Genomic DNA, 24,465 nt, shown 5'->3' with positions numbered 1-24,465 from the left:
TTTAAAGCAAAGAGAAGAGTATTAGAAGTATTATTACGAGCTATACTTGGCAACCCTTTAAGTTTAAAACTCTTGATACATAGATTGCTTCATTTTTTTCGCAATGACGTAAAAAAATATAGGGTGAGGTTTGTGACTGTGTGTATAGAAAAATGTTTGTTAAACAAACATTTTTACTGCACTTATGCTACATTATTGGTATCGCCTACAATATCGTAATCTACACCATCTGGTCCATCTCCTATCTTATAGGTACTTACATCAAATAAGCCTTGACCTTCACAGTCTGGATTACATGGTAAACCTCCTTCATTTAATACTACAGAATCTGCTTGCAACACGGTTAACGTTGTTGGTACACGAGTTTCCCAAGTACCTTCTACCTCACCTTCAATGGTTTGCATTTCTTCGGCAACAGAAACATATAAATCGTGATCCATATCGGTAACCATACCTTGACCATTCCAAATTTCACCAGTTTTCATATACCAGTTTACAGCTTCTTCAAAACCTGGACGTACCGGTACTACTGATCTTGCCATACCACTTTGTAAAAAGGCTTGAAAAATAGGATCGCTACCTTCGTTGTACTCAAAATTAGCATCCCAACTACCTTCTGCTCCATAGAAATAAGGATAGAATGTATACGCCATAATTTCCCAATCAAATGCTTGTTCAAAAAACTTAACTGTTTCAGCGTGCTTTTGAAATTTAGACGTTCTTACAACATGTTTGGCATCCACTTCTTTACCTTCTTCTTTATAATTATCTTGAGCGGTAACAACATCAAAAGGTTTTGTCATTAAATCGATAGCAATACGTTTTAATTCACGCTTTTCAATACTACGGTTTATTTGAGAACTTAGTTCTTTTTTCTTTTCATTAGGCTCTTTTTCAGTTTCTTGAGATTTTTTTAAATCTTCATATTCTTTTAAACGCTCATTATAAGCATCTATAATAGCTTTATAAGTTTCATTTTGCCATTTTTCAATACCTTTTCTATCTACCCTACACTTTATAACTACATTTAAACTACCTGTAAAAAAATCAACTTGTGTAGCAGAAACAGCAACATTACCTGTATGTCCTGACATTGTTCTAGTAACCTCTTTATGCAACTTCGGTTGATTTTCTCTATCTGTTATTTTAATGCTTCCTACATTAATAAAGAACCCTTTTGCATTTGCAGCTTTATCATCCTCTACACCTGAATAACTTACATTAACTTCAACCGACTCATAACCCTCAGGTAATTTTACATCCCCTTCAATTGAAGATGATTCATAAGCGTTAATAGTTTTAGTCGAATCTAATTTAAAAGATTCACTAACATAAATCTCATTAACTGGTGCGGTTTCAACCTCTGCATTATAAATCGAAGCTAAATACTGATAATTGTTTTGGTTTAATTCTTTTGAGTTATTAATAGCATACATTCTTAAACCACTTGGATGAACAGGTTTTCCCAAAATATCAAACCCTGTTGGTGTTTTTTCATTTTCTCCGCCATTTTTCAAATATGATTCAATATAAAACTTCGCAGGTTCTGGTAACGCAAATTCATACATTAAGCGTTTACCATAATTTATCAACTTATTCTTATAAATCTTATCTACCCAACGATACACTCCTGTAACGTGTTTATCTCCTTTACGGTTATCAAATCCATGAGTATTATTCTCTTCATATTCTCGTAATATACGAGACGTACGTTTGGTACTAATTTTCTGAACCACACGTTCTAAAGCTCTTTCTGTTACCTCCTGAGCATACGTTTGCGCTTGTAAATTAGAATCAGAAGCAGAAGTTGATGAAGAGTTATTATAATTAGCTCCTGCAGAAAATCTAGTTTTAGCAAATTCAGCAGACACACTTGCATTTGCTCCAAAACTAGTAGCATTATCACTATTTACAATAGACGACGCTTCGTTTTGCATTTCATTACGTTCTGTTGAAGTAGTGTCCGTCAAGTTTTCTACTTCTTTTTCTGTTGTTGTTTCCGTAGTTGTTTCTGAAACTCTTAAATCTCTAGTAGAACGCTCTTTATATTCGCGTGCCATGATATTTTCTATGTGCGACACTTCTCCGGGTACATAGCAACACACTTCTTGTTCTACTCGCCTAAAATCTGCTACTCCTAATTGAGATATTCCATAAAGAACACCTTTTCCATCAGTACTTGTATCCCCTGAAGCATTACCACTAACTATACATTGACCAACAAAATTGTTAGTTATTTCATAATACCCATCATCAAACTTAACCTGAAACATAATGTTTTTAAACTCTAACGACACTCCGTTACTTAAAACAAAACTACCGTTCAAACCAAATACAGGTCCTGAAATTAACTGTTCTAAATTTCCTGGAAATAACTCAATTCGTAACAACGTATCATCAAAACTAGCAGGACTACTCTTAAATGAAGTACCAGTATACGGTACCTGAGCATCAACATCATCTAAAGTATAACTTGCCTGTGTTACTCTTACATTAGTAGAATCTTCAACCTTTAAAAACATAATAATTTTTGATCCCTTCCCTATTTGACCAAAAACATCTCCCGAATAAGAGTACAATGGTGTACTTTTACTAAGGTTATAATTTAGAGTACCCCCTTGAATAGAAATAGCTCTTACTTTTTCTGGAGTGTTTTCTAAAATTTTCTGATTCTCTTCTTTTATTTTTTGTCTAAGAACCGTTTTAGCTTCATAAAAATTATCATATAATTTAAGTCCTTCAGAATTTAATAAATCTTTAGTCCCTTCTGAATACTGAAAAGTAGTTGTTGTTGTACCGTCCGCAGCTCTACTAATCTCTTCTGCTTTTTCAAATTCAAACTTAGGCAATTCTAAATCTGGATATATTTCTAATCTTTTTTCAAATCCTGACTTAGCGTCTACAATTGTTTGAATCGTTGGTTGAGCTGCATTTTTTATATCTTCTACAGCTAATTCATGAGCTTGTAAAGCTTCTTTATATCGTACCTGCTCACTTTTATTATAAACATACTCAGCTTTTTCAATTTCCTTTAAACCTAGTTCATATTGTTGTAAACGTGTTTTAGCCATCTCAACCTGTAAACTAGATGTCAAATACTCTGATGAACTAGGACTTATGTTTGTAGCTCCTCCTTCAAATTGTTGATCTGAAATAACCACTTCTTTAGGTACAATAACACTTGCATTCGCTCTACGTACAAATTCTTTTTCATTTTCTTCTGTAAAAACAATTTCCCCCTCTGTTTCTTGTGAAAAGCTGTTAGTAAATACATTAAATGCTTTTAAAAACTTATTCGCTACCAACATTTGAATCAGTCCTTCTCGAACAATAGCCGATTCCTTGTTAATGGTTTGATGAAATAAGTTTTCCCATAAAACTAACTCTTCATCAACAGTAAGTTCTTGTGCTGCATATAAATTAGCATCAATACCAGCATACGATAATACTGTCTTATTGCGTACTAACCATCCAGAAAACTGATATAACGCTTCGTGTAAATTTTTAATCTCTACCCTACTCGCTATTGGTGTAAAATTCGTACTATAAGCTCCTTTTAATGCTGTTTTTCTTTCTTCATCTGTAGTGGCTCCTTGTATTGCTTGAAAAGCTAAACTTTCTGCTTTTTTTTCTTCTGGAAAGGAAACAAATCCAGTTTCTTTGTCTTCAATTAATTGTGGACTACGTAATGTTACAAACCTAAAAAGGTTTGATTTGATTGGTTTTTTACTCATTTTTATAAAATTTAATTAATTTTTTAATCAAGCTCAAAAAGAGCCCTGTTTAGTTGCTTTTCTAACAGTTCTTTTTTCTTGATTTTGGTTTTATTCAAAAAAATGTTTGAATAAACGAGTATAGATTTCAAAAAAGTGAAGAAAATCAAGTTGAAATCTTAAAAACACAATCGCTAAAACCACACAAATGTTTGATTATTACAATTTTTTTGTATATTAGCAATTCATTAACGAGGCAAATATAAAACATATTACACATTTAAACAAACAAAAGTTTAACTATTTTTGCAATATGTAAAAACATAAAATGTTATGGGAATTTCCGAAAAAATAGCAGCAATTAGAGATGCTTTTAACTTAAATAACTTTTCTTTTTCAAAAAAAATAGGTGTTACTGGAACCACTATAGATAGTATTATTAATGGGAGACCTCAATCTGACGGTAGTAGAAAAAAAACAAAACCTGGTTACGATGTTCTTACTTCTATTATTAATGAATTTAACATTAATCCTGATTATTTATTTGGAAAAAGTGATATAATGCTAAAAACAGAACCTACAAATATTCAAACATATTCTGGAGTTCCTCAGGTTGTTTCTGTGAATTCTTCAGGTAATGAAAACGTGGTTTATGTTCCTATACAAGCAAGAGCTGGTTATTTAAATGGTTATGGAGATTCAAATTATATAGAACAACTTCCTTCTTTTAATATGCCTCATCTTAACAATGGCACCTTTCGTTGTTTTGAAGTACAAGGAAACTCTATGGTGCGTACTTTTTTTGATGGAGATTTAGTTTTTGGAAAGTATGTTGAGAATTTACATGATATTAAAGATGGTCGTGTATATGTAATTGTAAGTAAGAATGATGGTATTGTTTTAAAACGTGTAATTAATAGAATAGAAGAAAGAGGTAAACTTATTTTAAAAAGTGATAATAAAGATGGTAACTACCCTACTTATACCATAAATGCTGAGGAAATTATGGAAGTTTGGTATGTAACTATGTTCGCCTCTAAACAAATGCCTGAACCTGTTGATGTTTATGATAGATTACACGATTTAGAAAGTAAAATTGTTGAATTAGAAGAGCAAATTAGCAGTAAAAATTAATTTTTATGCTTAAAAAACTGCTTTTTTTAGTTCTTTTACTGCCTTTTTATACCACTGCACAATCCAACTGGCAACAATTTAAAAAACTACAAGGAGCTCAAAAAACATGGGTACTACTCCATCCTTTTAAAGCAAAAAAAGCTTTTATTGTTTCACGTGAAGCATCAAGAGTAAGTGACTCTCTAAGAGTTTCTCCCTTGTTAGATGGCGATCATGCAGGCGGACAAGTAGATGCATTTCGTCATGCTTTTTGGATGGCTTTATCACAACAACAAATTGGTGAAAATGCTGCTCGTTCACTTGGCAAAGCTCACGAAAAAGATAACTATAAAACATACAAAGAGCGAAAATTAGAGGACGGTGTTATTCCTGATCAAATTTCTTCAGAAATGGATTTATTTAACAACGAAGTTGGTTTAACACTTTCCAAAAAAGGTGGTAACCTTCCTAAAAATGGATTGATTTACAGAGTAATCAACGCCATTCATCAAGGAAAATTAAAAATTATTAAAAAAGATAAAAACGGTAATTTTCTAACTTGTAATAATGAGGTTATTTCAAAAAAAACATTAATCGGCAAGTGGAAGAATAACAAATGTTTGGTTAGTTCTAATTATAATAGATAAATGCAAAAAGTATATGTAATTTCAGGTACCATATGTACGGTAGATTTATGGCAATATGTTTTTCCTAAACTAAAAAACATACTTCCAGTCCATATTGATATTACTCCTGCCAATTCTTTTGAGGAAATTAATCAAATGATACTGAATCACATTGAAGAGCCAGCCACTATCATTGGTTTTTCTTTAGGTGGGTTTTCTGCTATGAATTTTGCAACTCATCATCCTGAAAGAGTAAAAAAATTAGTTATAGTTGCTGCCAACACTGATGGATTGAGTGATTCAGAAATTCAACTAAGAAAAAGCACTATTGACTTTTTAGAAAAGCACACCTACAAAGGAATATCTCAAGCAAGAATTCAACAGTTTTTACACCCAGATAATCACCGTAATTCCGAAATTATTTCTGTTATTAAAAAAATGGATGCCTATTTAGGAAAAGATGTGCTACTTCGTCAATTAAGAGCAACTTCTGCTAGATTAGATATTTCACAAAAAGTTTTAAATTTAAACATACCTATTTTTTTTATTGCTGCCGAAAATGATGCGCTTATCAACCCAAAAAAACTAAAAGAGTTTGCCAAAAAAACTGAAAAAGGAACATACGTAATGATTAAAAATTGCGGTCATATGATTCCTCTTGAAAAACCTGAAGAACTGGCATCAATAATGAACCTAACCATCAACGAATAATATAAAATGTCAACCAGCCTTAATAATGTTATCAGTTACAGCCCTAATTTTTTAACTGAAAAAGATGCTACAGAGTTATTTAAACAATTAATAAGCCTGTCTGAACTTACAAATATGATGGAAATGAGACTTTCATCTGATGAGGTAATTAAATACAGCTTTGGTAAATTAATGTTTATTGACTCTGATTTAATGGAGAAAAATGTTTTTCAAAAATCAGCTTGGGGAAACACTATGATATGGCCAAAATATATGCTTCCTTTAAAAAAACAGGTTGAAGAACATACTGGACAGGAATTTAAAACTTGTGTTTGCATTTATTATCCCGATGGAAATTCTGGTATCAGTTATCATTCAGATAAAATGGCTTTTGGAAACACTGATATTATTCCTTCAGTTAGTTTAGGTGAAAAACGCATGTTTTATCTTCGAGAAAATAAAACGATGATTGAAAACAAGATACTTCTGGAGCATGGAAGTTTGTTGGTTATGGAAAAAGATTGTCAAGAATACTACGAACATAGCCTACCCGAAAATCCTGAATATTTAAAACCAAGAGTCAATTTAACATTCAGAAAATATGGTTTTTAAACAAAAGCTTCACTAATTATGAAAAGCACAATATTATTTATTACTTTTTTAATTGTTCCTTTGGTAGGCATCTCTCAAAATTCAGATGAATTAATTCTAAAAATCAGAACTGAATTCCAGCGTATAAATTCAAGCAATCAATTAGAGACAGTTGAATTATTTAATGAAGAATTTATGGAATATAGGGCTGATGGTGGTGGACAACTTACTGGTTATTTTGACAATAATAATTTAGTAAAAATAACTGAATGGGTCGGCCCCACCTATGGATCAATCATAACAGAATCCTATTTTAAGGATAATCAGTTATTCTTTGTTTATCAAAAAGAAAATAAATTCAAGGATATTCTTGATAGCTCTGGAAAATGGATAGGTTTAGATGCATCTAAGGAAGAAACAAAATTTGAAGGGAGATACTATTTTTATAACAAGATACTCATTAAGAAAATTACCAAAGGAAAACGAATGTTTGCCCAAGTGTTTGAGCAAACTAAATTTTTAGAACATGTTAATTCAACTGCTGAATTATTAAGAAAAAAGAGGAAAGAAAAAAATAAATAGCATTAAAACAGTTACATATTTGATAATGAAATCTTAATAAAACCTCCCTCTATTTAAACCCATTCTAAATATTTAAGAAAACAATTCGTAAAGTTTGTTCAAGTACTATCATCCTCTTAAATTTGTGCTATTATTTAATCAACAAACAAAATAATGAGCGGATTACTAAAATCTTCTATCGGAAGAAAATTTGCCATGGCACTTTCGGCATTCTTCCTGATGTTTTTCTTATTACAACATTTTGCAATTAACATTACTTCGATTTTTCCAGATAATGGAGCTACATTTAACAAATTGTCGCACTTTATGGGAACAAATACGTTAGTTCAATATGTAATGCAACCCATTTTAATATTTGGTGTGGTGTTTCACTTTGTAATGGGATTCATCTTAGAAATTAAAAACAAAAGTGCTCGTAAGGTTAGCTATGCTAAAAATAATGGAGCTGCAAACTCTACTTGGATGAGTAGAAACATGATTTACAGTGGTGCTGCTATTTTAGCGTTTATTGTATTACACTTTATTGATTTTTGGTTTCCAGAAATCAACACCAAATTTATTCAAGGTGACTGGAGTGGTTTACACGATGGTGAGTTTAGATACTTCCACGAACTACAACACAAGTTTTTAAGCCCAATTAGAGTTGGTGCTTATGTAATTGCTTTTGTTTTCTTAGCATTACACTTATTACACGGATTTAATTCTGCTTTCCAATCTGTGGGAGCAAATAATAAATATACTAAAGGATTGAAAACTTTTGGTAAGCTTTACGCAATCTTAATTCCGTTAGGATTCGTAATTATTGCATTATTTCATCATTTCAATCACTAATACGCAACAAGTATGGCAACTTTAGATTCAAAAATTCCAAAAGGTCCATTAAAAGATAAATGGACAACTTATAAAGATAAAATTGACTTGGTAAACCCTGCTAACAAGCGTTTAATTGACGTTATTGTAGTGGGTACTGGTTTAGCGGGTGGTTCTGCTTCTGCAACTTTAGCAGAATTAGGATATAACGTTAAAGCTTTTGCTTACCAAGATTCACCTCGTCGTGCGCACTCTATTGCAGCACAAGGTGGTATTAACGCAGCAAAAAACTATCAAGGTGATGGTGATTCTTTTTACCGTTTATTTTATGATACAGTAAAAGGTGGAGATTACCGTTCTCGTGAAGCAAACGTTTATCGTTTAGCTGAGGTTTCTGCAAATATTATTGACCAATGTGTGGCTCAAGGAGTTCCTTTTGCACGTGATTATGGTGGACAATTAGATAACCGTTCGTTTGGTGGGGTATTAGTATCTCGTACTTTCTATGCGAAAGGTCAAACAGGTCAACAGTTATTATTAGGTGCGTATTCAGCAATGAACCGCCAAATTGCTCGCGGTAAGATTGAAATGTTCAATCGCCATGAAATGTTAGATTTGGTAATTGTTGATGGAAAAGCTCGTGGTATTATTGCTCGTAACTTAGTTACTGGTGAAATTGAGCGTCACTCTGCACATGCAGTAGTAATTGCTTCTGGTGGATATGGAAATGTATATTTCTTATCAACCAACGCAATGGGATCTAACGCTACAGCTGCTTGGAAAGTTCACAAAAAAGGAGCATTCTTTGCGAATCCTTGTTACACGCAAATTCACCCAACTTGTATTCCTCGTTCGGGAGACTATCAGTCTAAACTAACCCTAATGTCTGAATCGTTACGTAACGATGGTCGTATTTGGGTTCCTAAGAAAATGGAAGATGTATTAGCTATTAGAGAAGGAAAATTAAAACCAACTCAAATTGCTGAAGAAGATAGAGATTACTACTTAGAAAGAAGATATCCTGCCTTTGGTAACTTAGTACCTCGAGATGTGGCTTCTCGTGCTGCAAAAGAGCGTTGTGATGCTGGTTATGGTGTAAATGCTACTGGTGAAGCTGTTTACTTAGATTTTAAATCAGCTATTGAGCGTTACGGTAAAGAGCAATGTAAATTACATGGAATTAAAAACCCTTCACAAGAGAAAATTATTGCTGAAGGTGAAAAAATAGTAGAAGCTAAGTACGGGAACTTATTCCAAATGTATGAAAAGATTGTAGATGACAATCCATACAAAACACCAATGATGATTTATCCTGCAACTCACTACACCATGGGTGGAATTTGGGTAGATTATAACTTAATGACTACTATTGATGGTTGTTATGCTATTGGTGAAGCAAACTTCTCTGATCACGGTGCTAACCGTTTAGGAGCTTCTGCATTAATGCAAGGTTTGGCTGACGGATACTTTGTGTTACCTTACACAATTGGTGATTATTTATCTAACGATATCCGTACAGGTAAAATTTCAACTGAAACTAAAGAATTTGAAGAAGCTGAAAAAGCGGTTAAAGATCGTATTGATTTCTTCATTAACAATAAAGGAGAGCATTCTGTAGATTACTACCACAAGAAATTAGGAAAAATTATGTGGGAAAAATGTGGAATGGCACGTAACGAGCAAGGTTTAAAAGAAGCGATGGCTGAAATTAAAGAGTTACGTGAAGATTTCTGGAAAAACGTAAAAGTTCCTGGAGAGGCTAATGAAATGAACCCAGAATTAGAAAAAGCTGGAAGAGTAGCTGATTTCTTAGAGTTAGGAGAATTATTTGCTAAAGATGCCTTAAACAGAACTGAATCTTGTGGAGGACACTTTAGAGAAGAGTCTGTTGAATTAGACGGACCTCAAAAAGGAGAAGCAAAACGTGATGATGCAAACTTTGCTTATGTAGCTGCATGGGAGTATAAAGGAGAGCCAGCTGATGCTGTATTACACAAAGAAGAATTAGAGTTTAACGATATTGAATTAAAACAACGTTCATACAAATAAGAGAGAATTATGAATTTAACACTTAAAATTTGGCGTCAAAAAAACGCAAGTGATAAAGGAAAAATGGTCGAATATAAGGTGACCGATATTTCTGAGCATATGTCTTTCTTAGAAATGATGGACGTATTAAACGAACAGTTGGTTAGTACTGGTGAAGAGCCTATAGCATTCGACCACGACTGTCGTGAAGGAATCTGCGGAATGTGTTCAATGTATATTAACGGTGAAGCACACGGACCAGATCGTGGTGTAACTACATGTCAGTTACACATGCGTATGTTTAACGATGGTGATACAATTACAATTGAGCCATTTAGAGCTGCTGCATTCCCAGTAATTAAAGATTTAGTTGTTGATAGAAGTTCTTTTGAAAGAATTCAACAGGCTGGTGGATACATATCTGTAAACACTTCTGGAAATACTACAGATGCAAATGCTATCTTGGTTCCTAAAGAAAATGCTGATAAAGCAATGGATGCTGCCACATGTATTGGTTGTGGTGCTTGTGTTGCTACTTGTAAAAACTCATCTGCAATGCTTTTTGTAGGAGCTAAAGTATCTCAATATGCTTTATTACCTCAAGGACAGGTTGAAGCGACTGAACGTGTTAAAAACATGGTTGCACAAATGGATTTAGAAGGTTTTGGTAACTGTACTAATACTGGAGCTTGTGAAATTGAGTGTCCTAAAGGAATTTCTTTAGAAAACATTGCTCGTATGAACTCAGAGTTCTTAAAAGCAAGTTTTAAAGGATAAGATTTTATAACTTTTATAGATATAAAAAACCGAGGCTAATGCTTCGGTTTTTTTATGCTTTCTTTTATACTTAATATTTACACACTCATACCTTTTTTTTATTTGGAGGTATAAAAAACATATACATTTGTCGCCGATGATTACAATACGATAATCTGTGGGGGACTATCTATTACCAAATCAATCATATCTCCAATTAGAGATAAAAAGCCTGAGTCTATAAACTCAGGCTTTTAAATTATTAAACTCTATCTTTTTCTTTCTCTTTTTCAACATGCCCTTTTATTTTTAGCATTTTTCTAGATGCTTTAGCATTCGATATAATCGTAATGGCTTTTGAAAATCCTCCTACTCTTCTTGTATCATATGATACTTCTATTTGTCCTTTTTCACCTGGCATAATTGGTTTTTCTGGTTTTTTAGGAACTGTACACCCACAAGTAGATTTAATATCTTTTATAATCAATGGTTCAGTACCAATATTTGTAAACTCAAACACACGAACCCCATCAGCGCCTTGTTTAATTTTTCCGTAATCGATTGATGCTGTTTCAAATTGAAACTCTTGAGCGTTTGCCATAATTGCCATTAATCCTACAATTACACATAATACAGTATTTCTCATTTTTAATATTTTTTAGTTAGTAATAAATATTTTATTTCTTCGAATGTATCTTAATATCTCCCCATAAAAAAACTAATCGTATACACTACTTTAAAACATGTACAAACAACTTATAACATGTTATTGATACAAAGAAAAATGTCGTTGGTACTTTCTACTTTGATTACAGCTTATATTTTGTTTACTTTGAAATACACAATGAGCTTTTTAAAAAAACATAGCGCTGAAATTCTAATCCACCTACTTTTTTGGGCTTTATTTATCTTTATCTCGCTTTTTGTATTTACCCAATATTACTGGACAGAAAATCCTTTTTTACAGTACTTTTTTATTCTTATCATTATCGTATATACTAACAATCAACTATTGTTACCGCTATTCGTTAAAAAGAAATGGTATGTGTTATACGGAATTGCTTTTATCTTTATTTCAGTTTTAGCAACTCAACTATACTGTAATGTTTTTGCACGTTGTGGATGTTCCATTATGAAGTGCTTAAGCGATTATTTATGGCAAACTCTAGTCCCTCTATTATTTTTCTCTTTTATATGGATGTTGTTTAAGTTTTTAGACGGACAAGAAAAATTAGCACAAACAACCCAAGAACGAACAGAAATGGAGTTGAAATTTTTAAAATCACAAATAAATCCGCATGTGCTCTTAAATAATTTAAACACGATTTACGCGTATTCTATTGACAAACCTAATGAAACCCCCAATTTAATCTTAAAACTCTCAGAAAACCTTAAACATGTCTTATATGAGACAATTTCTGAAAAGGTTTCTCTTGAAAAAGAACTGCTTTTCATACAAAACTATATCGATTTTCAAAAAATTCGAACTGAAGGAGTGAAAGAAATTGATTACCATTATAAAACTGATAGTAATCAATACCAAATTGCTCCACTCCTTTTAATTACCATTATTGAAAATGCTTTTAAACATAGCATTGCACATAGTAAGATTGATGTTTCTATCAACGTTACTAACCATCAATTACATTTAATAAGTAGTAATCAATTCAACATAAACACAAATAAAAATACCAAAGCCATTGGCTTAGAAAACTTAAAAAAGAGATTGCTGTTAATTTATCCAGATAATCATTCTCTTTACATTTATCAAAAAGGAGATGTTTTTACTGTAGAACTGAAAATAGATCAATTATGAAATGTATAATTATTGAAGATGAGTTGCCTGCGCAAGCTATTTTGAAAAAGTATATCGGTAAAATTCCAGATGCTGAAATTGTACATACGTTTCAAACAGCAATACAAGCTAATGAGTTTCTGAAAAACAATACTGTTGATGTTATTTTTCTAGATATTAATTTACCTGATATTTCTGGGTTAGACTTTATAAAAACAGTTAAAAACCCTCCTAAAATAGTTATTACAACGGCTTACCCTGATTATGCAGTGAGTAGTTTTGAGTTAGAAACAATTGTTGATTATTTGGTAAAACCCTTTTCTTTTGATCGCTTTTTAAAAGCAATTAGTAAAGTAGAAAGTCAATTATTAAAATCAAAAACTTCAGAAAAAGAAGCTACTTATTTGAATATAGATAAAATTATACATAAAGTATATCTAGCTGATATTTTATACTTAGAATCTGATCGAAACTATGTGCATTTTATCACCTCATCAAAAAAATTGACAATTATAGATTCATTAAAAAACTGGAAGGAAACTCTAAGTTCAAACAAATTTGTACAAATACACAAATCGTATATTGTAAATTTAGAAAAGATTGAAAAATATACAGGAACTTTTCTTTATACAAAAAACATCAAAATTCCTATTGGTAGAACTTATAAAAACAACCTATTGACTCTTTTAAAAACCAAGAGTCAATAGGTTATTGGGACTACTCCCAAGTATTTTCAGCTGCATCACCATTCCAAATAACCGTAGCTAAATACGGATTATCAATAAACGGGTTTCTGTTTCCTTGCGCATTAGCAACTGCATTGTTACGTTGAATTTCTAAATCAGACACAGGGTCATCAGCATTCCACTGTAACAATAAAGTAACCATATTGCTATCAGAAGCTGCAGCAGAACCCACAGCTACATTTTTTGGTAAACATTGATTGCCGTAACGTAAGTACATATACATCATCATACGCGCTACATCTCCTTTCCATTCATCTCCTGGGTACCAATTTCCTGAGACATCTCCTGCATTTCCAGAGCCATTTGCAAACTTTTTACTAGATCTTTGGTTATTAAACGTTACATCTGAAGGTCTTAAATGATGTGCATCTGCACCTGGACCTGAAGTTCCTAAATTTGGATTTCCTAATGACTTAGGGTATACATGCTCTCTATTCCAATCACCTGTATTTCCGCCATTAGCATCTTTACTACGAGTTCTATCTGTTACATAATTACCATCTGTATCGTCATAACCATAAATTAAAACCACCTTATTATTATCTGAAGGATCTAAATCTGATTGTTTTAATACATTCCAAACATCTGGCGTATAATCTAAGAAGGTAGTATGACTATTAATAATTTCAGTAGCTAAAACATCTTTTAAAGAACTTCCTGTTAAGGTAAAGTCTACATCTTTATAATATTCTGATAATTCAGAAGGGATATTAAAACTTCCTGGATTCCCATTGGCTGAAGCATTTACATTAATGATTACCGTTGCAGTAGAACAATTACTTGGCGTAATTGTACTGCAAATAGTATACTTAAAAGAATCTGTACCTACAAAATCTTGTGCTGGCGTGTATATAAAAGCATTATTGCTCCTAACTATAGTTCCATTTCTTGCAGAACTAGTCTCAAACGTTACTTTTACATTTCCTGAAGTATAAGTATCATTCTCTAAAAAACTAGCCAATACATTCTCTTTATTTTCTTCAGCCTCAAAGGAATCATCAACAGCTACTACTTTATCTTCTGTTGGTACAACATCATTGTCACTTCCTCCACAGTTAATAAACAACATTAAAATTGTTATTATTCCTATTATTTTCTTCATGATTGTATCTTAAATAATTAGTCTTTTTTATGTTTATCATGTACTTTGGTAGGTACATTATCATTCCATACTGTTAAAATATCTGTCGCTACACTTGCTCCACTTCCTGCTGCAATTGCAAACTGACTTCTCCACCCAGCTAAGGTTCCGCAAACATATAACTCTTCTTTTATTAAGTGGTTGAAATTACGTAGCTGAATTCTATCTTTCATAGCATTTGCTCTAATATGACGCTCTACATATTGTTCTAAACCAGCTATTTCAAAAGGTTTTGAATAGTTTAGGGCTATAACAACTGTTTTACTGTAATATTCATTTTTATTGGTGATTATCTTATATCCATTTTCATCATCCAAAACAGCTATCACTTTTTCATTTTCAATTTGAGATACTTCTGGGTATAAATTTTTTAACTGATTTCTACCGCTTTCTAGAATATCTTTTCCTAAAGTTTCTGGAGCTAAGCCTAGAACATTATTAAAGAGAGCATCTTGTAGGTGAGAAGAACGTTGATGTATTATAATTCCAACTGTTTTTCCTTTTGCATATTCTTTAGTAAGTGCAGAACCTAAAACTAAAGCGCATTGCATACCTGATACTCCTCCTCCAACAATAAGTACATCAAAAACCATAGTTAAGCTACTAACATTTTAAAATTAGCCGCAAATAATTTAACTGCAATAGCTAACAAGATTACACCAAATATTTTTCTTATAATTTTTATTCCGTTTGGTCCAATTACTTTTTCAATCTTTCTAGACGTTTTTAACACAATATAAATTACAATTACATTTAATAAAACGGCTACAATAATATTTTCAAGGTTAAATTCCGCACGTAATGAAAGTAGTGTTGTTAAGCTACCAGGACCTGCTATTAATGGGAAAGCTAAAGGAAAAACAGTTGCACTTAATGCTTCTTCATCATCTTCTTTATAAAGTGTGATTCCTAATATCATTTCCAATGCTAGAAAAAACAAGATAAAAGCACCTGCCACCGCAAATGAGTGTACATCTATACCTATTAAATTTAATAGTCTCTGTCCTAAGAATAAAAACAGAATCATAATAAATCCTGCTATTACAGAAGCTTTTTCTGATTGAATGTGTCCTACTTTTTTACGTAAATCAATAATGATAGGAATGTTTCCAACAATATCAATTACCGCAAACAGTACCATAAAGGCTGTAAAGATTTCTTTGAAGTTAAAGTCCATAGTTGATATATTTTCGCGTGCAAAATTATATAAGTAATGTTACAATCTAGTATTTTTGCATTTAAATTTACGGGAAGTTAATGCAAACTTCCAATTTTAAACACAAATTATGTTTCAATTAGGAAAAACAATAGTTTCAGAAGACCTTATAGAAAAAGAGTTTGTCTGCAACTTATCTGCTTGCAAAGGTGCTTGTTGTATAGATGGTGATGCAGGTGCTCCACTTGAAAAAGAAGAAACAAAAATTCTAGAAGAAATATACCCAAAAATTAAACCTTTTTTACGCAAAGAAGGTATTGAAGCTATTGAAAAACAAGGCACTTGGATTACTAGTGATTTTGGTGAATTAGAAACTCCTTTAATTAATGATGCTGATTGTGCTTATGTTATTTTTGATGATAAGGGTACTGCCTTATGTGCCATTGAAGAAGCATATAACCAAGGTATTGTAGATTGGAAAAAACCTGTTTCTTGCCATTTGTATCCTGTTCGTGTAAAGGATTATAGTGAATTTGCTGCCGTAAACTACCACAAATGGAAAATTTGTGATGATGCTTGTTCTTTAGGTAAAGAATTACAAGTTCCTTTATACAAATTTGTAAAACAAGCTTTAATTAGAAAGTTTGGCCAAAATTGGTATGATGAACTTGAAAAGGTAGCTGAAAAACATTTGAAAAGATAAGACAAAAAACGACGCTAAATAGCGTCGTTTTTTATCTTATTAGTATATACATACTTAACTAATGTTTCCCATTATTTTTCTGTGCAAGCGAATAGCATATCCATCTGACAAACCTGCTACATAGCTAGAAATTTGCATAATTCTATCGTATAAACTTTCTTTTTCTTGTTGATACTCTTGTGGAATTAAATTCAACACCAACTTATCATAATTAGATTGTTTATTATCAAACTTGTTATTTAAAGCAGTTACAAAAACATCTAAAAGGTCTCCAATGATTTTATATCCTGCCACTTCTTTTTCAACAACTTCTTTACTTCTGTAAATTTTATCAACGCTTATTTTAATAATATCATTAATCTGAGCTTCGTATTTACATTTATCTAATAACCCTTTATCGAATGTTCCATTTAAAATAGCTTCTTCATTATCTAAAAAGATGGTTACTGCTTCATTAATTAATACTCCTATAGCTAAAGCTCGTAAATAACTTACACGATCTTTAGTATGCTGTAATGAGTGGTATTTTTTACTATCAATCGTATCTTTCACCAACTTAATCATGTATTCTAAGGCATAATCTTCTTCAATTAAACCTAGATTGATTCCATCTTCAAAATCGATAATTGTATAACAAATATCATCAGCTGCTTCAACTAAGTATGCTAATGGGTGACGATAATAAGAAACACCTTCTGATTCTTTTTTCAATAATCCTAAATCTTGCACGACATCTAAAAAAGCATCTTTTTCTGACTGAAAAAAGCCATATTTCTTATCTACAATATGTTTAGTCGGCTTCTTCGGTAAACTCTCTTTAGGATACTTTAAAAAAGTTCCTAGAGTTGCATACGACAAACGTAAACCTCCTTGAATTCCTTCTCTATTTTCTGTAAGAATTTTAAACCCATTAGCATTTCCTTCAAAATCTATTAAATCTTGATATTCTAAATCGGTTAATTGGTCTTTATACTGAAGTCCTTTTCCTGTTTTAAAATATTCTCCAATGGCTTTCTCTCCTGAATGTCCGAATGGTGGGTTCCCAATATCGTGCATTACTGATGCCGCGGCTACAATTGCTCCAAAATCGTTAAAGGTATATCCTAACTCTTTTAATTTTGGGTGGCGCTCTAGTAATTCTTTACCTACTCTTCGTCCCAACGTACGCCCTACAACTGATACTTCTAAACTATGGGTTAATCGTGTATGGACAAAATCGGTTTTTGATAATGGAATTACCTGTGTTTTATCTTGTAAGCTACGAAAAGCTGATGAAAATATAATTCTATCAAAATCTACCTCAAAACCTAAACGAGTTTCATCTTGTTTTGCACGTTCACGTTTTTGGATATCGCCAAAACGTTTTAAAGATAGGAGTTGTTCCCAGTTCATCATTAGAGTAAAATTTTTTTCGAAAATACTAAAAAAGAGAAGCCTGTCGACCTCTCTTTATCACTTTTAATTTTGCTTCGACTACGCTCAGCAATCTTTAATGAATAATTAAAACTAATTCTTAAGATCCACACATTAAACAATCGTCTGGACCTTCTGCATTTTTAGAAGCTTCAACCATAGCCTTAAACTCTTCTGGACTCATTGGCTTATCTTCTTCTTTCTTTTCTACATTTAACGTAAACTGCTTCGCATTTACAGCAGATTTGGTACGTAAATAGTACATTCCTGTTTTTAATCCAGATTTCCATGCGTAGAAGTGCATAGAAGTTAACTTCGCATAGTCAGGATCTTTCATAAATAAGTTTAACGATTGAGATTGATCGATAAAATATCCTCTATGGCGCGCCATATCAATAATATCTTTCATACTCATTTCCCAAACTGTTTTGTATAAATCTTTTAGTTCTTGCGGAATTATGTCAATATGTTGGATAGATCCGTTTGCACGCATAATATCTTCTTTCATATTGTTGTCCCATAAACCTAATTCTACTAAATCTTCCAATAAGTGTTTATTTACTACAATAAACTCTCCAGACAGTACTCTACGTGTATAAATGTTAGATGTGTAAGGCTCAAACGCTTCGTTATTTCCTAAAATTTGAGAAGTAGATGCTGTAGGCATTGGTGCTACTAATAGTGAGTTACGAACTCCGTGTTTTTTTACATTTTTACGTAATTTTTCCCAATCCCAACGGCCACTCAATTCTTCATCTTTAATTCCCCACATATTGTGTTGGAATTCTCCTTCTGACATTGGTGAACCTTTAAAAGTAGAATAGGCTCCTTTTGCCTTAGCAACTTCCATTGATGAGGTTACAGCTGCAAAATATAATGTCTCAAAAATTTCTTGGTTAAGCTTCTTCGCTTCTTCTGAAGTAAACGGTAAACGTAACATGATGAAAGCATCTGCTAATCCTTGAATTCCTAATCCTACTGGACGGTGACGGAAATTAGAGTTCTCTGCTTCTTTTACAGGATAATAGTTACGATCAATTACTGTATCTAAATTACGGATTACTTTTTTCGTTACTTTAAATAACTTTTGATGATCGAAGAACTTATTTCCGTTTTCATCTTCTGCAACAAACATTGGTATTGCTATTGATGCTAAGTTACATACTGCTACTTCATCTTCTGCAGTATACTCCATAATCTCAGTACATAAATTTGAAGAACGAATCGTTCCTAAATTCTTTTGGTTTGACTTACGGTTTGCTGCATCTTTATACAACATGTACGGAGTACCTGTTTCTATTTGTGATTCTAAGATTTTTTCCCATAAATCACGTGCTTTAATAGTTTTTCTTCCTTTCCCAGCAGCTTCATAACTTGTATACAACCGCTCAAACTCTTCACCATAAGTATCGTATAAATGAGGACACTCGTGTGGACACATTAACGTCCAATCAGCATCTTCTTGTACACGTTTCATGAATAAATCTGAAATCCACATTGCATAGAATAGATCACGCGCACGCATTTCTTCTTTACCGTGGTTTTTCTTTAAGTCTAAAAAGTCAAAAATATCTGCATGCCAAGGCTCTAAATACATTGCAAAAGAACCTTTACGTTTTCCTCCTCCTTGATCTACATAACGTGCTGTATCGTTAAATACACGTAACATAGGTACAATTCCATTTGATGTTCCGTTAGTACCTGCAATATAACTTCCCGTAGCACGGATATTGTGGATAGATAAACCTATACCTCCTGCAGATTGTGAAATTTTAGCCGTCTGTTTTAAAGTATCATAAATTCCATCAATACTATCGTCTTGCATTTGTAGCAAGAAACAAGATGACATTTGTGGTTTTGGCGTACCTGAATTGAATAATGTTGGTGTTGCATGGGTAAAATATTTTTTACTCATCAATTCGTATGTAGCAATTGCCTCATCAATATCTTCTTTGTGAATACCTATAGCAACGCGCATTAACATTTGTTGCGGACGTTCAACAATGTTTCCGTTTAACTTTAATAAATAAGAACGTTCTAATGTTTTAAAACCAAAATAATCGTAGTTAAAATCACGACTGTAGATAATTGTTGAATCTAATTTATCAGCATTATCCATGATGATTTTATACACATCATCCGCTAGTAAAGGAGCTTTATTTCCTGTACGTGGATTGATGTATTCGTACAAATCAGTCATTGTTTCCGAAAACGATTTTTTGGTATTCTTATGTAAGTTAGATACGGCAATTCTCGCTGCTAATTTCGCATAATCAGGATGAGCAGTTGTCATTGTCGCAGCAATTTCTGCTGCTAAATTATCTAATTCAGAAGTAGTTACCCCATCATACAGTCCTTCAATAACACGCATTGCTACTTTTACTGGATCAACGATATTGTTTAATCCATAACACATTTTTCTAACCCTTGCTGTGATTTTATCGAACATCACAGGCTCTTTTCTGCCGTCTCTTTTTACTACATACATATTGATATTGGTTTTTGTTGGTTAATAGCGTCGTCAAAACATAGTTGTTTACGACAACATGTAAAATGTTAATACTAGTTTGTTTCTTTTGAAACGATTATAACGCTAAAGCACTGTAAAAAGTGCTGTAACTGAGTAAATACTGCATGTAGGGGAAATAGCAGCTTATTGGTTCCTAAAAATCTGCATCAAAGCTGATGCTTCCTGTACCTCCAGATTTTACTCCGGCTTTTTGGTACTCTGATACTCTCTTTTCAAAAAAGTTAGTTTTTCCTTCCAAAGAAATCATTTCCATGAAATCAAATGGATTGGTAGACTCATATTCTTTTTCGCATCCGAACTCTAAAAGTAGTCTATCGGTAACATACTCTAAATATTGTGTCATTAACGTTGCATTCATACCTATTAAACTCACAGGTAAAGACTCCGTTATAAATTCTCTTTCAATATCTAAAGCTGAAATTATAATATCTCTAATTCTTTCTTTTGGTACTTTATTTACTAAGTGATTGTTGTGTAAGTGTACAGCAAAATCACAGTGCATTCCTTCATCACGAGAAATTAACTCGTTCGAGAATGTTAATCCAGGTAATAATCCACGTTTCTTTAACCAGAAAATAGAACAGAAAGATCCTGAGAAGAAAATTCCTTCAACCGCTGCAAAAGCAATTAAACGCTCAGCAAACGAATCAGATTCAATCCATTTTAAAGCCCAATCTGCCTTCTTTTTAATGGCAGGAAAAACTTCAATTGCCTTGAATAACCTATCTTTCTCTTCTTCATCCTTGATATATGTGTCAATTAATAACGAATACGTTTCAGAATGAATATTCTCCATCATTATTTGGAAACCATAAAAGAATTTAGCTTCTGAGTATTGAACTTCGTTTACAAAGTTTTCTGCTAAATTTTCATTTACAATTCCATCAGATGCGGCAAAAAATGCTAAAACATGCTTAATAAAGTAACGTTCATCGTCTGTTAACTTAGAATTCCAATCTGTTAAGTCTGAATGTAAATCAATTTCTTCAGCAGTCCAAAAACAAGCTTGTTGCTTTTTATACCATTCCCATAAGTCGTTATGTTGAATTGGAAAAATTACAAATCTGTCTTTGTTTTCTTGTAAAATTGGTTCAATCGATGCCATGCTTTTTAAGCTCTTTTTAGTGTGTTATTTTTATTCCCTGAGTATAGAAACAAAGATTGGAAAAATTGCTAAATTTTGAAAGCTATACTTATTCACAAATCCCTTGAAGTTTTTAACAAATTACTTTTTTATCTTCAATTTACAACTTTTTTAAGCTTTTGCAAAAACTTAAAAATCAATGATTTAAAATTAAAAAAAACGCTTGATAAGTGATACTCACTGAGTTTCTTATTTTATGTTTCAACATAAAAAAAGTGACACATTTTGCGCCACTTTTTAAACCTTTATATTCTTCTTTTTTAGGTTACTTTTTAACCTTTAAAACGTCCTCTATTATTTGTTCAATTTGTTTTTTTGGTAATGCTCCATGTGCCATTTGAGGTTCATCGTTAGCAGGACAAAATAACATAGAAGGAATGCTTCTTATTCCAAAAGCAGCAGCTAATTCTTGTTCTGCTTCTGTATCTATTTTATAAATATGAACTTTCCCTTCATACTCTGCACTTAATTCTTCCAAAACAGGAGCTAATGCTTTACATGGACCACACCAATCAGCATAAAAATCAATTATTGCAGGTAATTCTCCTTCAAACTTCCATTCTTTATTTTCTTCATAGTTAAAAACCTTTTTTAAAAAAGCTTCTTTGTTTAAATTTTCAGTCATGCTTATTATATTATAATTATGTAAAGGTAGTCGTTTTTATTTCAATAGATTTACAAGGGTGTTTTTGTTAAAATCATCTTAAAATAAATGACTATGAGTGTTTTTCTTCTAAATTTGGTCGAATTAACCAATTTTTTAATCATGAAAAAAATCCTTCTTCCCATTATTTGTGCAGGAACAATTTTAGTTTCTTGTAAAGAAGAAAAGCAACCTAAAAAAAATATTAGTGTGAATTATCCAGAAACAACTAAAAAACCTGTTGTAGATGAATATTTTGGAACTAAAGTAACCGATAACTATCGTTGGTTAGAAGATGATAGAAGTACTGAAACTGAAGCTTGGGTAAAAGCTGAAAACGAAGTAACTTTCGATTACTTAGATAAAATTCCATATCGTGAACAATTAAAAGACCGTTTATCAGAATTATGGAACTACGAAAAAGTAGGAACTCCATTTAAAGAAGGTGACTACACCTATTTTTATAAAAATAACGGATTACAAAACCAATATGTTTTATATAGAAAAGATAAAGAAGGTAAAGAAGAAGTTTTCTTAGACCCTAATACATTTGCTGAAGATGGAACTACATCATTAGGTTCAGTAAGTTTTACCAAAGATGGAAAAACTGTAGCGTACACTATTTCAGAAGGAGGAAGTGATTGGAGAAAGGTTATTATAATGGACGCTGAAACCAAAGAAATTAAAGAAGATACTTTAGTAGATGTAAAATTCTCTGGAATAGCTTGGAAAGGAAACGAAGGTTTTTACTATTCTAGTTATGACAAACCTAAAGGAAGTGAATTATCTGCTAAGACAGATCAACATAAATTATACTTCCATAAATTAGGAACTCCTCAAAGTTCTGATGAAGTTATTTTTGGAGCTACTCCAGAAGAAAAACACCGTTATGTTGGTGGGTATTTAACAGAGGATAACAAATACTTATTTGTGTCTGCTTCAACCTCAACATCAGGAAACAAGTTGTTTATTAAGGATTTAACAGATCCTAATAGCAAATTAACACCTATCATTGACAATTTTGATAGCGATACTGATGTAATTGATAGTAAAGGAAGTAAGTTGTACTTAGTAACCAACTTAAATGCTCCTAACAAGAAAATTGTTACTGTGGATGCTGCAAACCCAACTCCAGAAAACTGGGTAGATTTTATTCCTGAAACTGAAAACGTATTATCTCCATCAACAGGAGCTGGATACTTCTTTGCAAAATATATGGTAGATGCTGTTTCTAAAGTAGTACAATACGATTTTGACGGAAAATTAATCCGTGAAGTAAAATTACCAGGTGTAGGTTCTGCAGGTGGTTTTGGAGGAAAAGCAGATGCAAAAGAATTATACTTCTCTTTTACCAACTACAATACTCCAAGTTCTTCATATAAATTCAACCCAGAAGATGGAACTTATGAACTATACTGGAAACCCGCTATTTCATTCAACGCAGATGACTATGAAAGTAAGCAAGTATTTTATACTTCAAAAGATGGAACAAAAGTTCCTATGATTATTACCTATAAAAAAGGATTAGAGTTAAACGGTAAAAATCCTACTATTTTATATGGTTATGGTGGGTTCAATGTAAGCTTAACTCCAAGTTTTAGTATTGCCAATGCAGTTTGGATGGAACAAGGTGGTGTATATGCTGTACCTAACTTACGTGGTGGTGGAGAGTATGGTAAAAAATGGCACAATGCTGGTACGCAGTTAAAAAAGCAAAATGTATTTGACGATTTTATTGCTGCTGCCGAATATTTAATCAGCAACAACTACACTTCTTCTGATTATTTAGCAATTAGAGGAGGATCAAACGGAGGTTTATTAGTAGGAGCTACGATGACACAACGTCCTGATTTAATGAAGGTAGCTTTACCTGCTGTAGGCGTATTAGATATGCTACGTTACCACACATTTACAGCTGGGGCTGGTTGGGCGTATGACTACGGAACTTCTGAACAAAGCAAAGAAATGTTTGAATACTTAAAAGGATATTCACCAGTACACAATGTAAAAGAAGGTACTCAATATCCTGCAACTATGGTAACCACAGGAGACCATGACGATCGTGTAGTACCAGCTCACAGTTTTAAGTTTGCTGCTGAATTACAAGAGAAACAACAAGGAGACAACCCTGTATTAATTAGAATTGAAACCAATGCGGGTCATGGAGCAGGAACTCCTGTAGCAAAAACTATTGAACAGTATGCTGATATTTTTGGATTTACTTTATTTAACATGGGATTTGAAACATTACCAAACGCTCCTAAATCGAAAATAAAAAGTTAAAA

At 32.4% G+C, this 24,465-nt stretch carries 21 protein-coding genes; 12 read left to right on the top strand and 9 right to left on the bottom strand.

The genetic code is table 11. The features are described from left to right. Nucleotides 1–182: 182 nt before the first annotated feature. The gene (locus D6T69_RS02965; RefSeq protein ID WP_125066379.1) at nucleotides 183–3,734 is read right to left on the bottom strand and encodes a hypothetical protein; all 3,552 of its coding nucleotides are present in this window, start codon (nucleotides 3,732–3,734) and stop codon (nucleotides 183–185) included. 312 nt (nucleotides 3,735–4,046) lie between these two features. Between D6T69_RS02965 and D6T69_RS02960 the strand changes: the two genes are divergently transcribed. The 8 genes from D6T69_RS02960 to D6T69_RS02925 all read left to right on the top strand — a co-directional run bounded on the left by D6T69_RS02960 (nucleotide 4,047) and on the right by D6T69_RS02925 (nucleotide 10,930). Next, on the top strand, nucleotides 4,047–4,847 hold the full coding sequence (locus D6T69_RS02960) for a S24 family peptidase (protein ID WP_073182393.1): 801 nt from the start codon (nucleotides 4,047–4,049) through the stop codon (nucleotides 4,845–4,847). A gap of 5 nt (nucleotides 4,848–4,852) precedes the next feature. Continuing rightward, the gene (locus tag D6T69_RS02955) at nucleotides 4,853–5,473 is read left to right on the top strand and encodes a DUF6973 domain-containing protein (protein ID WP_125066378.1); all 621 of its coding nucleotides are present in this window, start codon (nucleotides 4,853–4,855) and stop codon (nucleotides 5,471–5,473) included. Continuing rightward, a complete protein-coding gene (locus tag D6T69_RS02950) occupies nucleotides 5,474–6,163 on the top strand; it encodes an alpha/beta fold hydrolase (RefSeq protein WP_125066377.1) in 690 nt (229 codons plus the stop codon). Between the two features lie 6 nt (nucleotides 6,164–6,169). Then, nucleotides 6,170–6,754, top strand: coding sequence for an alpha-ketoglutarate-dependent dioxygenase AlkB (locus D6T69_RS02945; RefSeq protein ID WP_125066376.1), 585 nt, complete (start codon nucleotides 6,170–6,172; stop codon nucleotides 6,752–6,754). Nucleotides 6,755–6,772: 18 nt separating this feature from the next. After that, complete coding sequence (locus D6T69_RS02940; RefSeq protein ID WP_125066375.1) at nucleotides 6,773–7,315, top strand: hypothetical protein; 543 nt, start codon at nucleotides 6,773–6,775, stop codon at nucleotides 7,313–7,315. Nucleotides 7,316–7,468: 153 nt separating this feature from the next. Next, the gene (locus D6T69_RS02935; RefSeq protein ID WP_125066374.1) at nucleotides 7,469–8,146 is read left to right on the top strand and encodes a succinate dehydrogenase cytochrome b subunit; all 678 of its coding nucleotides are present in this window, start codon (nucleotides 7,469–7,471) and stop codon (nucleotides 8,144–8,146) included. 12 nt (nucleotides 8,147–8,158) lie between these two features. After that, nucleotides 8,159–10,174, top strand: coding sequence for a fumarate reductase/succinate dehydrogenase flavoprotein subunit (locus tag D6T69_RS02930; protein ID WP_125066373.1), 2,016 nt, complete (start codon nucleotides 8,159–8,161; stop codon nucleotides 10,172–10,174). A 9-nt stretch (nucleotides 10,175–10,183) separates the two neighbouring features. Then, nucleotides 10,184–10,930, top strand: a complete 747-nt coding sequence (locus D6T69_RS02925; protein WP_125066372.1) for a succinate dehydrogenase/fumarate reductase iron-sulfur subunit — start codon at nucleotides 10,184–10,186, stop codon at nucleotides 10,928–10,930. A gap of 241 nt (nucleotides 10,931–11,171) precedes the next feature. Here the strand turns inward: D6T69_RS02925 and D6T69_RS02920 are convergent, their stop codons facing one another. Then, nucleotides 11,172–11,555 (bottom strand): DUF1573 domain-containing protein, encoded by a 384-nt coding sequence (locus D6T69_RS02920; protein ID WP_125066371.1) that lies wholly within the window; start codon nucleotides 11,553–11,555, stop codon nucleotides 11,172–11,174. A 198-nt stretch (nucleotides 11,556–11,753) separates the two neighbouring features. Here D6T69_RS02920 and D6T69_RS02915 point away from each other — a divergent pair, with 198 nt between their 5' ends. Together D6T69_RS02915 and D6T69_RS02910 are read left to right on the top strand one after the other, a co-directional pair. After that, on the top strand, nucleotides 11,754–12,725 hold the full coding sequence (locus tag D6T69_RS02915) for a sensor histidine kinase (RefSeq protein WP_125069159.1): 972 nt from the start codon (nucleotides 11,754–11,756) through the stop codon (nucleotides 12,723–12,725). Further along, on the top strand, nucleotides 12,722–13,411 hold the full coding sequence (locus D6T69_RS02910; protein ID WP_125066370.1) for a LytR/AlgR family response regulator transcription factor: 690 nt from the start codon (nucleotides 12,722–12,724) through the stop codon (nucleotides 13,409–13,411). The genes D6T69_RS02915 and D6T69_RS02910 overlap by 4 nt, the downstream gene beginning before the upstream one ends. 10 nt (nucleotides 13,412–13,421) lie before the next feature. Here the strand turns inward: D6T69_RS02910 and D6T69_RS02905 are convergent, their stop codons facing one another. From D6T69_RS02905 to D6T69_RS02895, 3 genes are read right to left on the bottom strand one after another with little or no spacing between them, the layout of a single operon-like run. Then, nucleotides 13,422–14,552: an endonuclease gene (locus tag D6T69_RS02905; protein ID WP_164506678.1), complete on the bottom strand. Its 1,131-nt coding sequence runs from the start codon at nucleotides 14,550–14,552 to the stop codon at nucleotides 13,422–13,424. Between the two features lie 17 nt (nucleotides 14,553–14,569). Next, a complete protein-coding gene (locus D6T69_RS02900) occupies nucleotides 14,570–15,184 on the bottom strand; it encodes an FAD-dependent oxidoreductase (protein WP_125066369.1) in 615 nt (204 codons plus the stop codon). 2 nt (nucleotides 15,185–15,186) lie between these two features. Beyond that, nucleotides 15,187–15,768 (bottom strand): MarC family protein, encoded by a 582-nt coding sequence (locus tag D6T69_RS02895; protein WP_047788084.1) that lies wholly within the window; start codon nucleotides 15,766–15,768, stop codon nucleotides 15,187–15,189. A 109-nt stretch (nucleotides 15,769–15,877) separates the two neighbouring features. Between D6T69_RS02895 and D6T69_RS02890 the strand changes: the two genes are divergently transcribed. Further along, on the top strand, nucleotides 15,878–16,450 hold the full coding sequence (locus D6T69_RS02890; RefSeq protein ID WP_125066368.1) for a DUF3109 family protein: 573 nt from the start codon (nucleotides 15,878–15,880) through the stop codon (nucleotides 16,448–16,450). Between the two features lie 54 nt (nucleotides 16,451–16,504). Here D6T69_RS02890 and D6T69_RS02885 read toward each other — a convergent pair whose 3' ends face one another. The 4 genes from D6T69_RS02885 to trxA form a co-directional block, all read right to left on the bottom strand. Further along, entirely contained in the window at nucleotides 16,505–17,842 is a 1,338-nt protein-coding gene (locus tag D6T69_RS02885) for a deoxyguanosinetriphosphate triphosphohydrolase (RefSeq protein ID WP_125069155.1), read from the bottom strand. A 121-nt stretch (nucleotides 17,843–17,963) separates the two neighbouring features. Beyond that, nucleotides 17,964–20,351, bottom strand: coding sequence for a ribonucleoside-diphosphate reductase subunit alpha (locus D6T69_RS02880; protein ID WP_125066367.1), 2,388 nt, complete (start codon nucleotides 20,349–20,351; stop codon nucleotides 17,964–17,966). Nucleotides 20,352–20,526: 175 nt separating this feature from the next. Beyond that, nucleotides 20,527–21,498, bottom strand: coding sequence for a ribonucleotide-diphosphate reductase subunit beta (locus D6T69_RS02875; RefSeq protein ID WP_125066366.1), 972 nt, complete (start codon nucleotides 21,496–21,498; stop codon nucleotides 20,527–20,529). A 304-nt stretch (nucleotides 21,499–21,802) separates the two neighbouring features. Beyond that, the gene (gene trxA, locus D6T69_RS02870) at nucleotides 21,803–22,162 is read right to left on the bottom strand and encodes a thioredoxin (protein WP_047788090.1); all 360 of its coding nucleotides are present in this window, start codon (nucleotides 22,160–22,162) and stop codon (nucleotides 21,803–21,805) included. A gap of 141 nt (nucleotides 22,163–22,303) precedes the next feature. On the opposite strand from trxA, the gene D6T69_RS02865 reads away from it, so the two are divergent. Then, complete coding sequence (locus D6T69_RS02865) at nucleotides 22,304–24,463, top strand: prolyl oligopeptidase family serine peptidase (RefSeq protein ID WP_125066365.1); 2,160 nt, start codon at nucleotides 22,304–22,306, stop codon at nucleotides 24,461–24,463. Nucleotides 24,464–24,465: the final 2 nt, after the last annotated feature.

It is taken from the genome of Tenacibaculum singaporense, assembly GCF_003867015.1.
Taxonomy (GTDB): Bacteria; Bacteroidota; Bacteroidia; order Flavobacteriales; family Flavobacteriaceae; genus Polaribacter; species Polaribacter singaporensis.
This window is presented reverse-complemented; position numbering and strand designations above follow the sequence as displayed.

Coding starts and splice junctions, on each gene's coding strand:
- D6T69_RS02965 (WP_125066379.1), bottom strand. CDS start 3,734: ATGAGTAAAAAACCAATCAAATCAAACCTTTTTAGGTTTGTAACATTA.
- D6T69_RS02960 (WP_073182393.1), top strand. CDS start 4,047: ATGGGAATTTCCGAAAAAATAGCAGCAATTAGAGATGCTTTTAACTTA.
- D6T69_RS02955 (WP_125066378.1), top strand. CDS start 4,853: ATGCTTAAAAAACTGCTTTTTTTAGTTCTTTTACTGCCTTTTTATACC.
- D6T69_RS02950 (WP_125066377.1), top strand. CDS start 5,474: ATGCAAAAAGTATATGTAATTTCAGGTACCATATGTACGGTAGATTTA.
- D6T69_RS02945 (WP_125066376.1), top strand. CDS start 6,170: ATGTCAACCAGCCTTAATAATGTTATCAGTTACAGCCCTAATTTTTTA.
- D6T69_RS02940 (WP_125066375.1), top strand. CDS start 6,773: ATGAAAAGCACAATATTATTTATTACTTTTTTAATTGTTCCTTTGGTA.
- D6T69_RS02935 (WP_125066374.1), top strand. CDS start 7,469: ATGAGCGGATTACTAAAATCTTCTATCGGAAGAAAATTTGCCATGGCA.
- D6T69_RS02930 (WP_125066373.1), top strand. CDS start 8,159: ATGGCAACTTTAGATTCAAAAATTCCAAAAGGTCCATTAAAAGATAAA.
- D6T69_RS02925 (WP_125066372.1), top strand. CDS start 10,184: ATGAATTTAACACTTAAAATTTGGCGTCAAAAAAACGCAAGTGATAAA.
- D6T69_RS02920 (WP_125066371.1), bottom strand. CDS start 11,555: ATGAGAAATACTGTATTATGTGTAATTGTAGGATTAATGGCAATTATG.
- D6T69_RS02915 (WP_125069159.1), top strand. CDS start 11,754: ATGAGCTTTTTAAAAAAACATAGCGCTGAAATTCTAATCCACCTACTT.
- D6T69_RS02910 (WP_125066370.1), top strand. CDS start 12,722: ATGAAATGTATAATTATTGAAGATGAGTTGCCTGCGCAAGCTATTTTG.
- D6T69_RS02905 (WP_164506678.1), bottom strand. CDS start 14,552: ATGAAGAAAATAATAGGAATAATAACAATTTTAATGTTGTTTATTAAC.
- D6T69_RS02900 (WP_125066369.1), bottom strand. CDS start 15,184: ATGGTTTTTGATGTACTTATTGTTGGAGGAGGAGTATCAGGTATGCAA.
- D6T69_RS02895 (WP_047788084.1), bottom strand. CDS start 15,768: ATGGACTTTAACTTCAAAGAAATCTTTACAGCCTTTATGGTACTGTTT.
- D6T69_RS02890 (WP_125066368.1), top strand. CDS start 15,878: ATGTTTCAATTAGGAAAAACAATAGTTTCAGAAGACCTTATAGAAAAA.
- D6T69_RS02885 (WP_125069155.1), bottom strand. CDS start 17,842: ATGAACTGGGAACAACTCCTATCTTTAAAACGTTTTGGCGATATCCAA.
- D6T69_RS02880 (WP_125066367.1), bottom strand. CDS start 20,351: ATGTATGTAGTAAAAAGAGACGGCAGAAAAGAGCCTGTGATGTTCGAT.
- D6T69_RS02875 (WP_125066366.1), bottom strand. CDS start 21,498: ATGGCATCGATTGAACCAATTTTACAAGAAAACAAAGACAGATTTGTA.
- trxA (WP_047788090.1), bottom strand. CDS start 22,162: ATGACTGAAAATTTAAACAAAGAAGCTTTTTTAAAAAAGGTTTTTAAC.
- D6T69_RS02865 (WP_125066365.1), top strand. CDS start 22,304: ATGAAAAAAATCCTTCTTCCCATTATTTGTGCAGGAACAATTTTAGTT.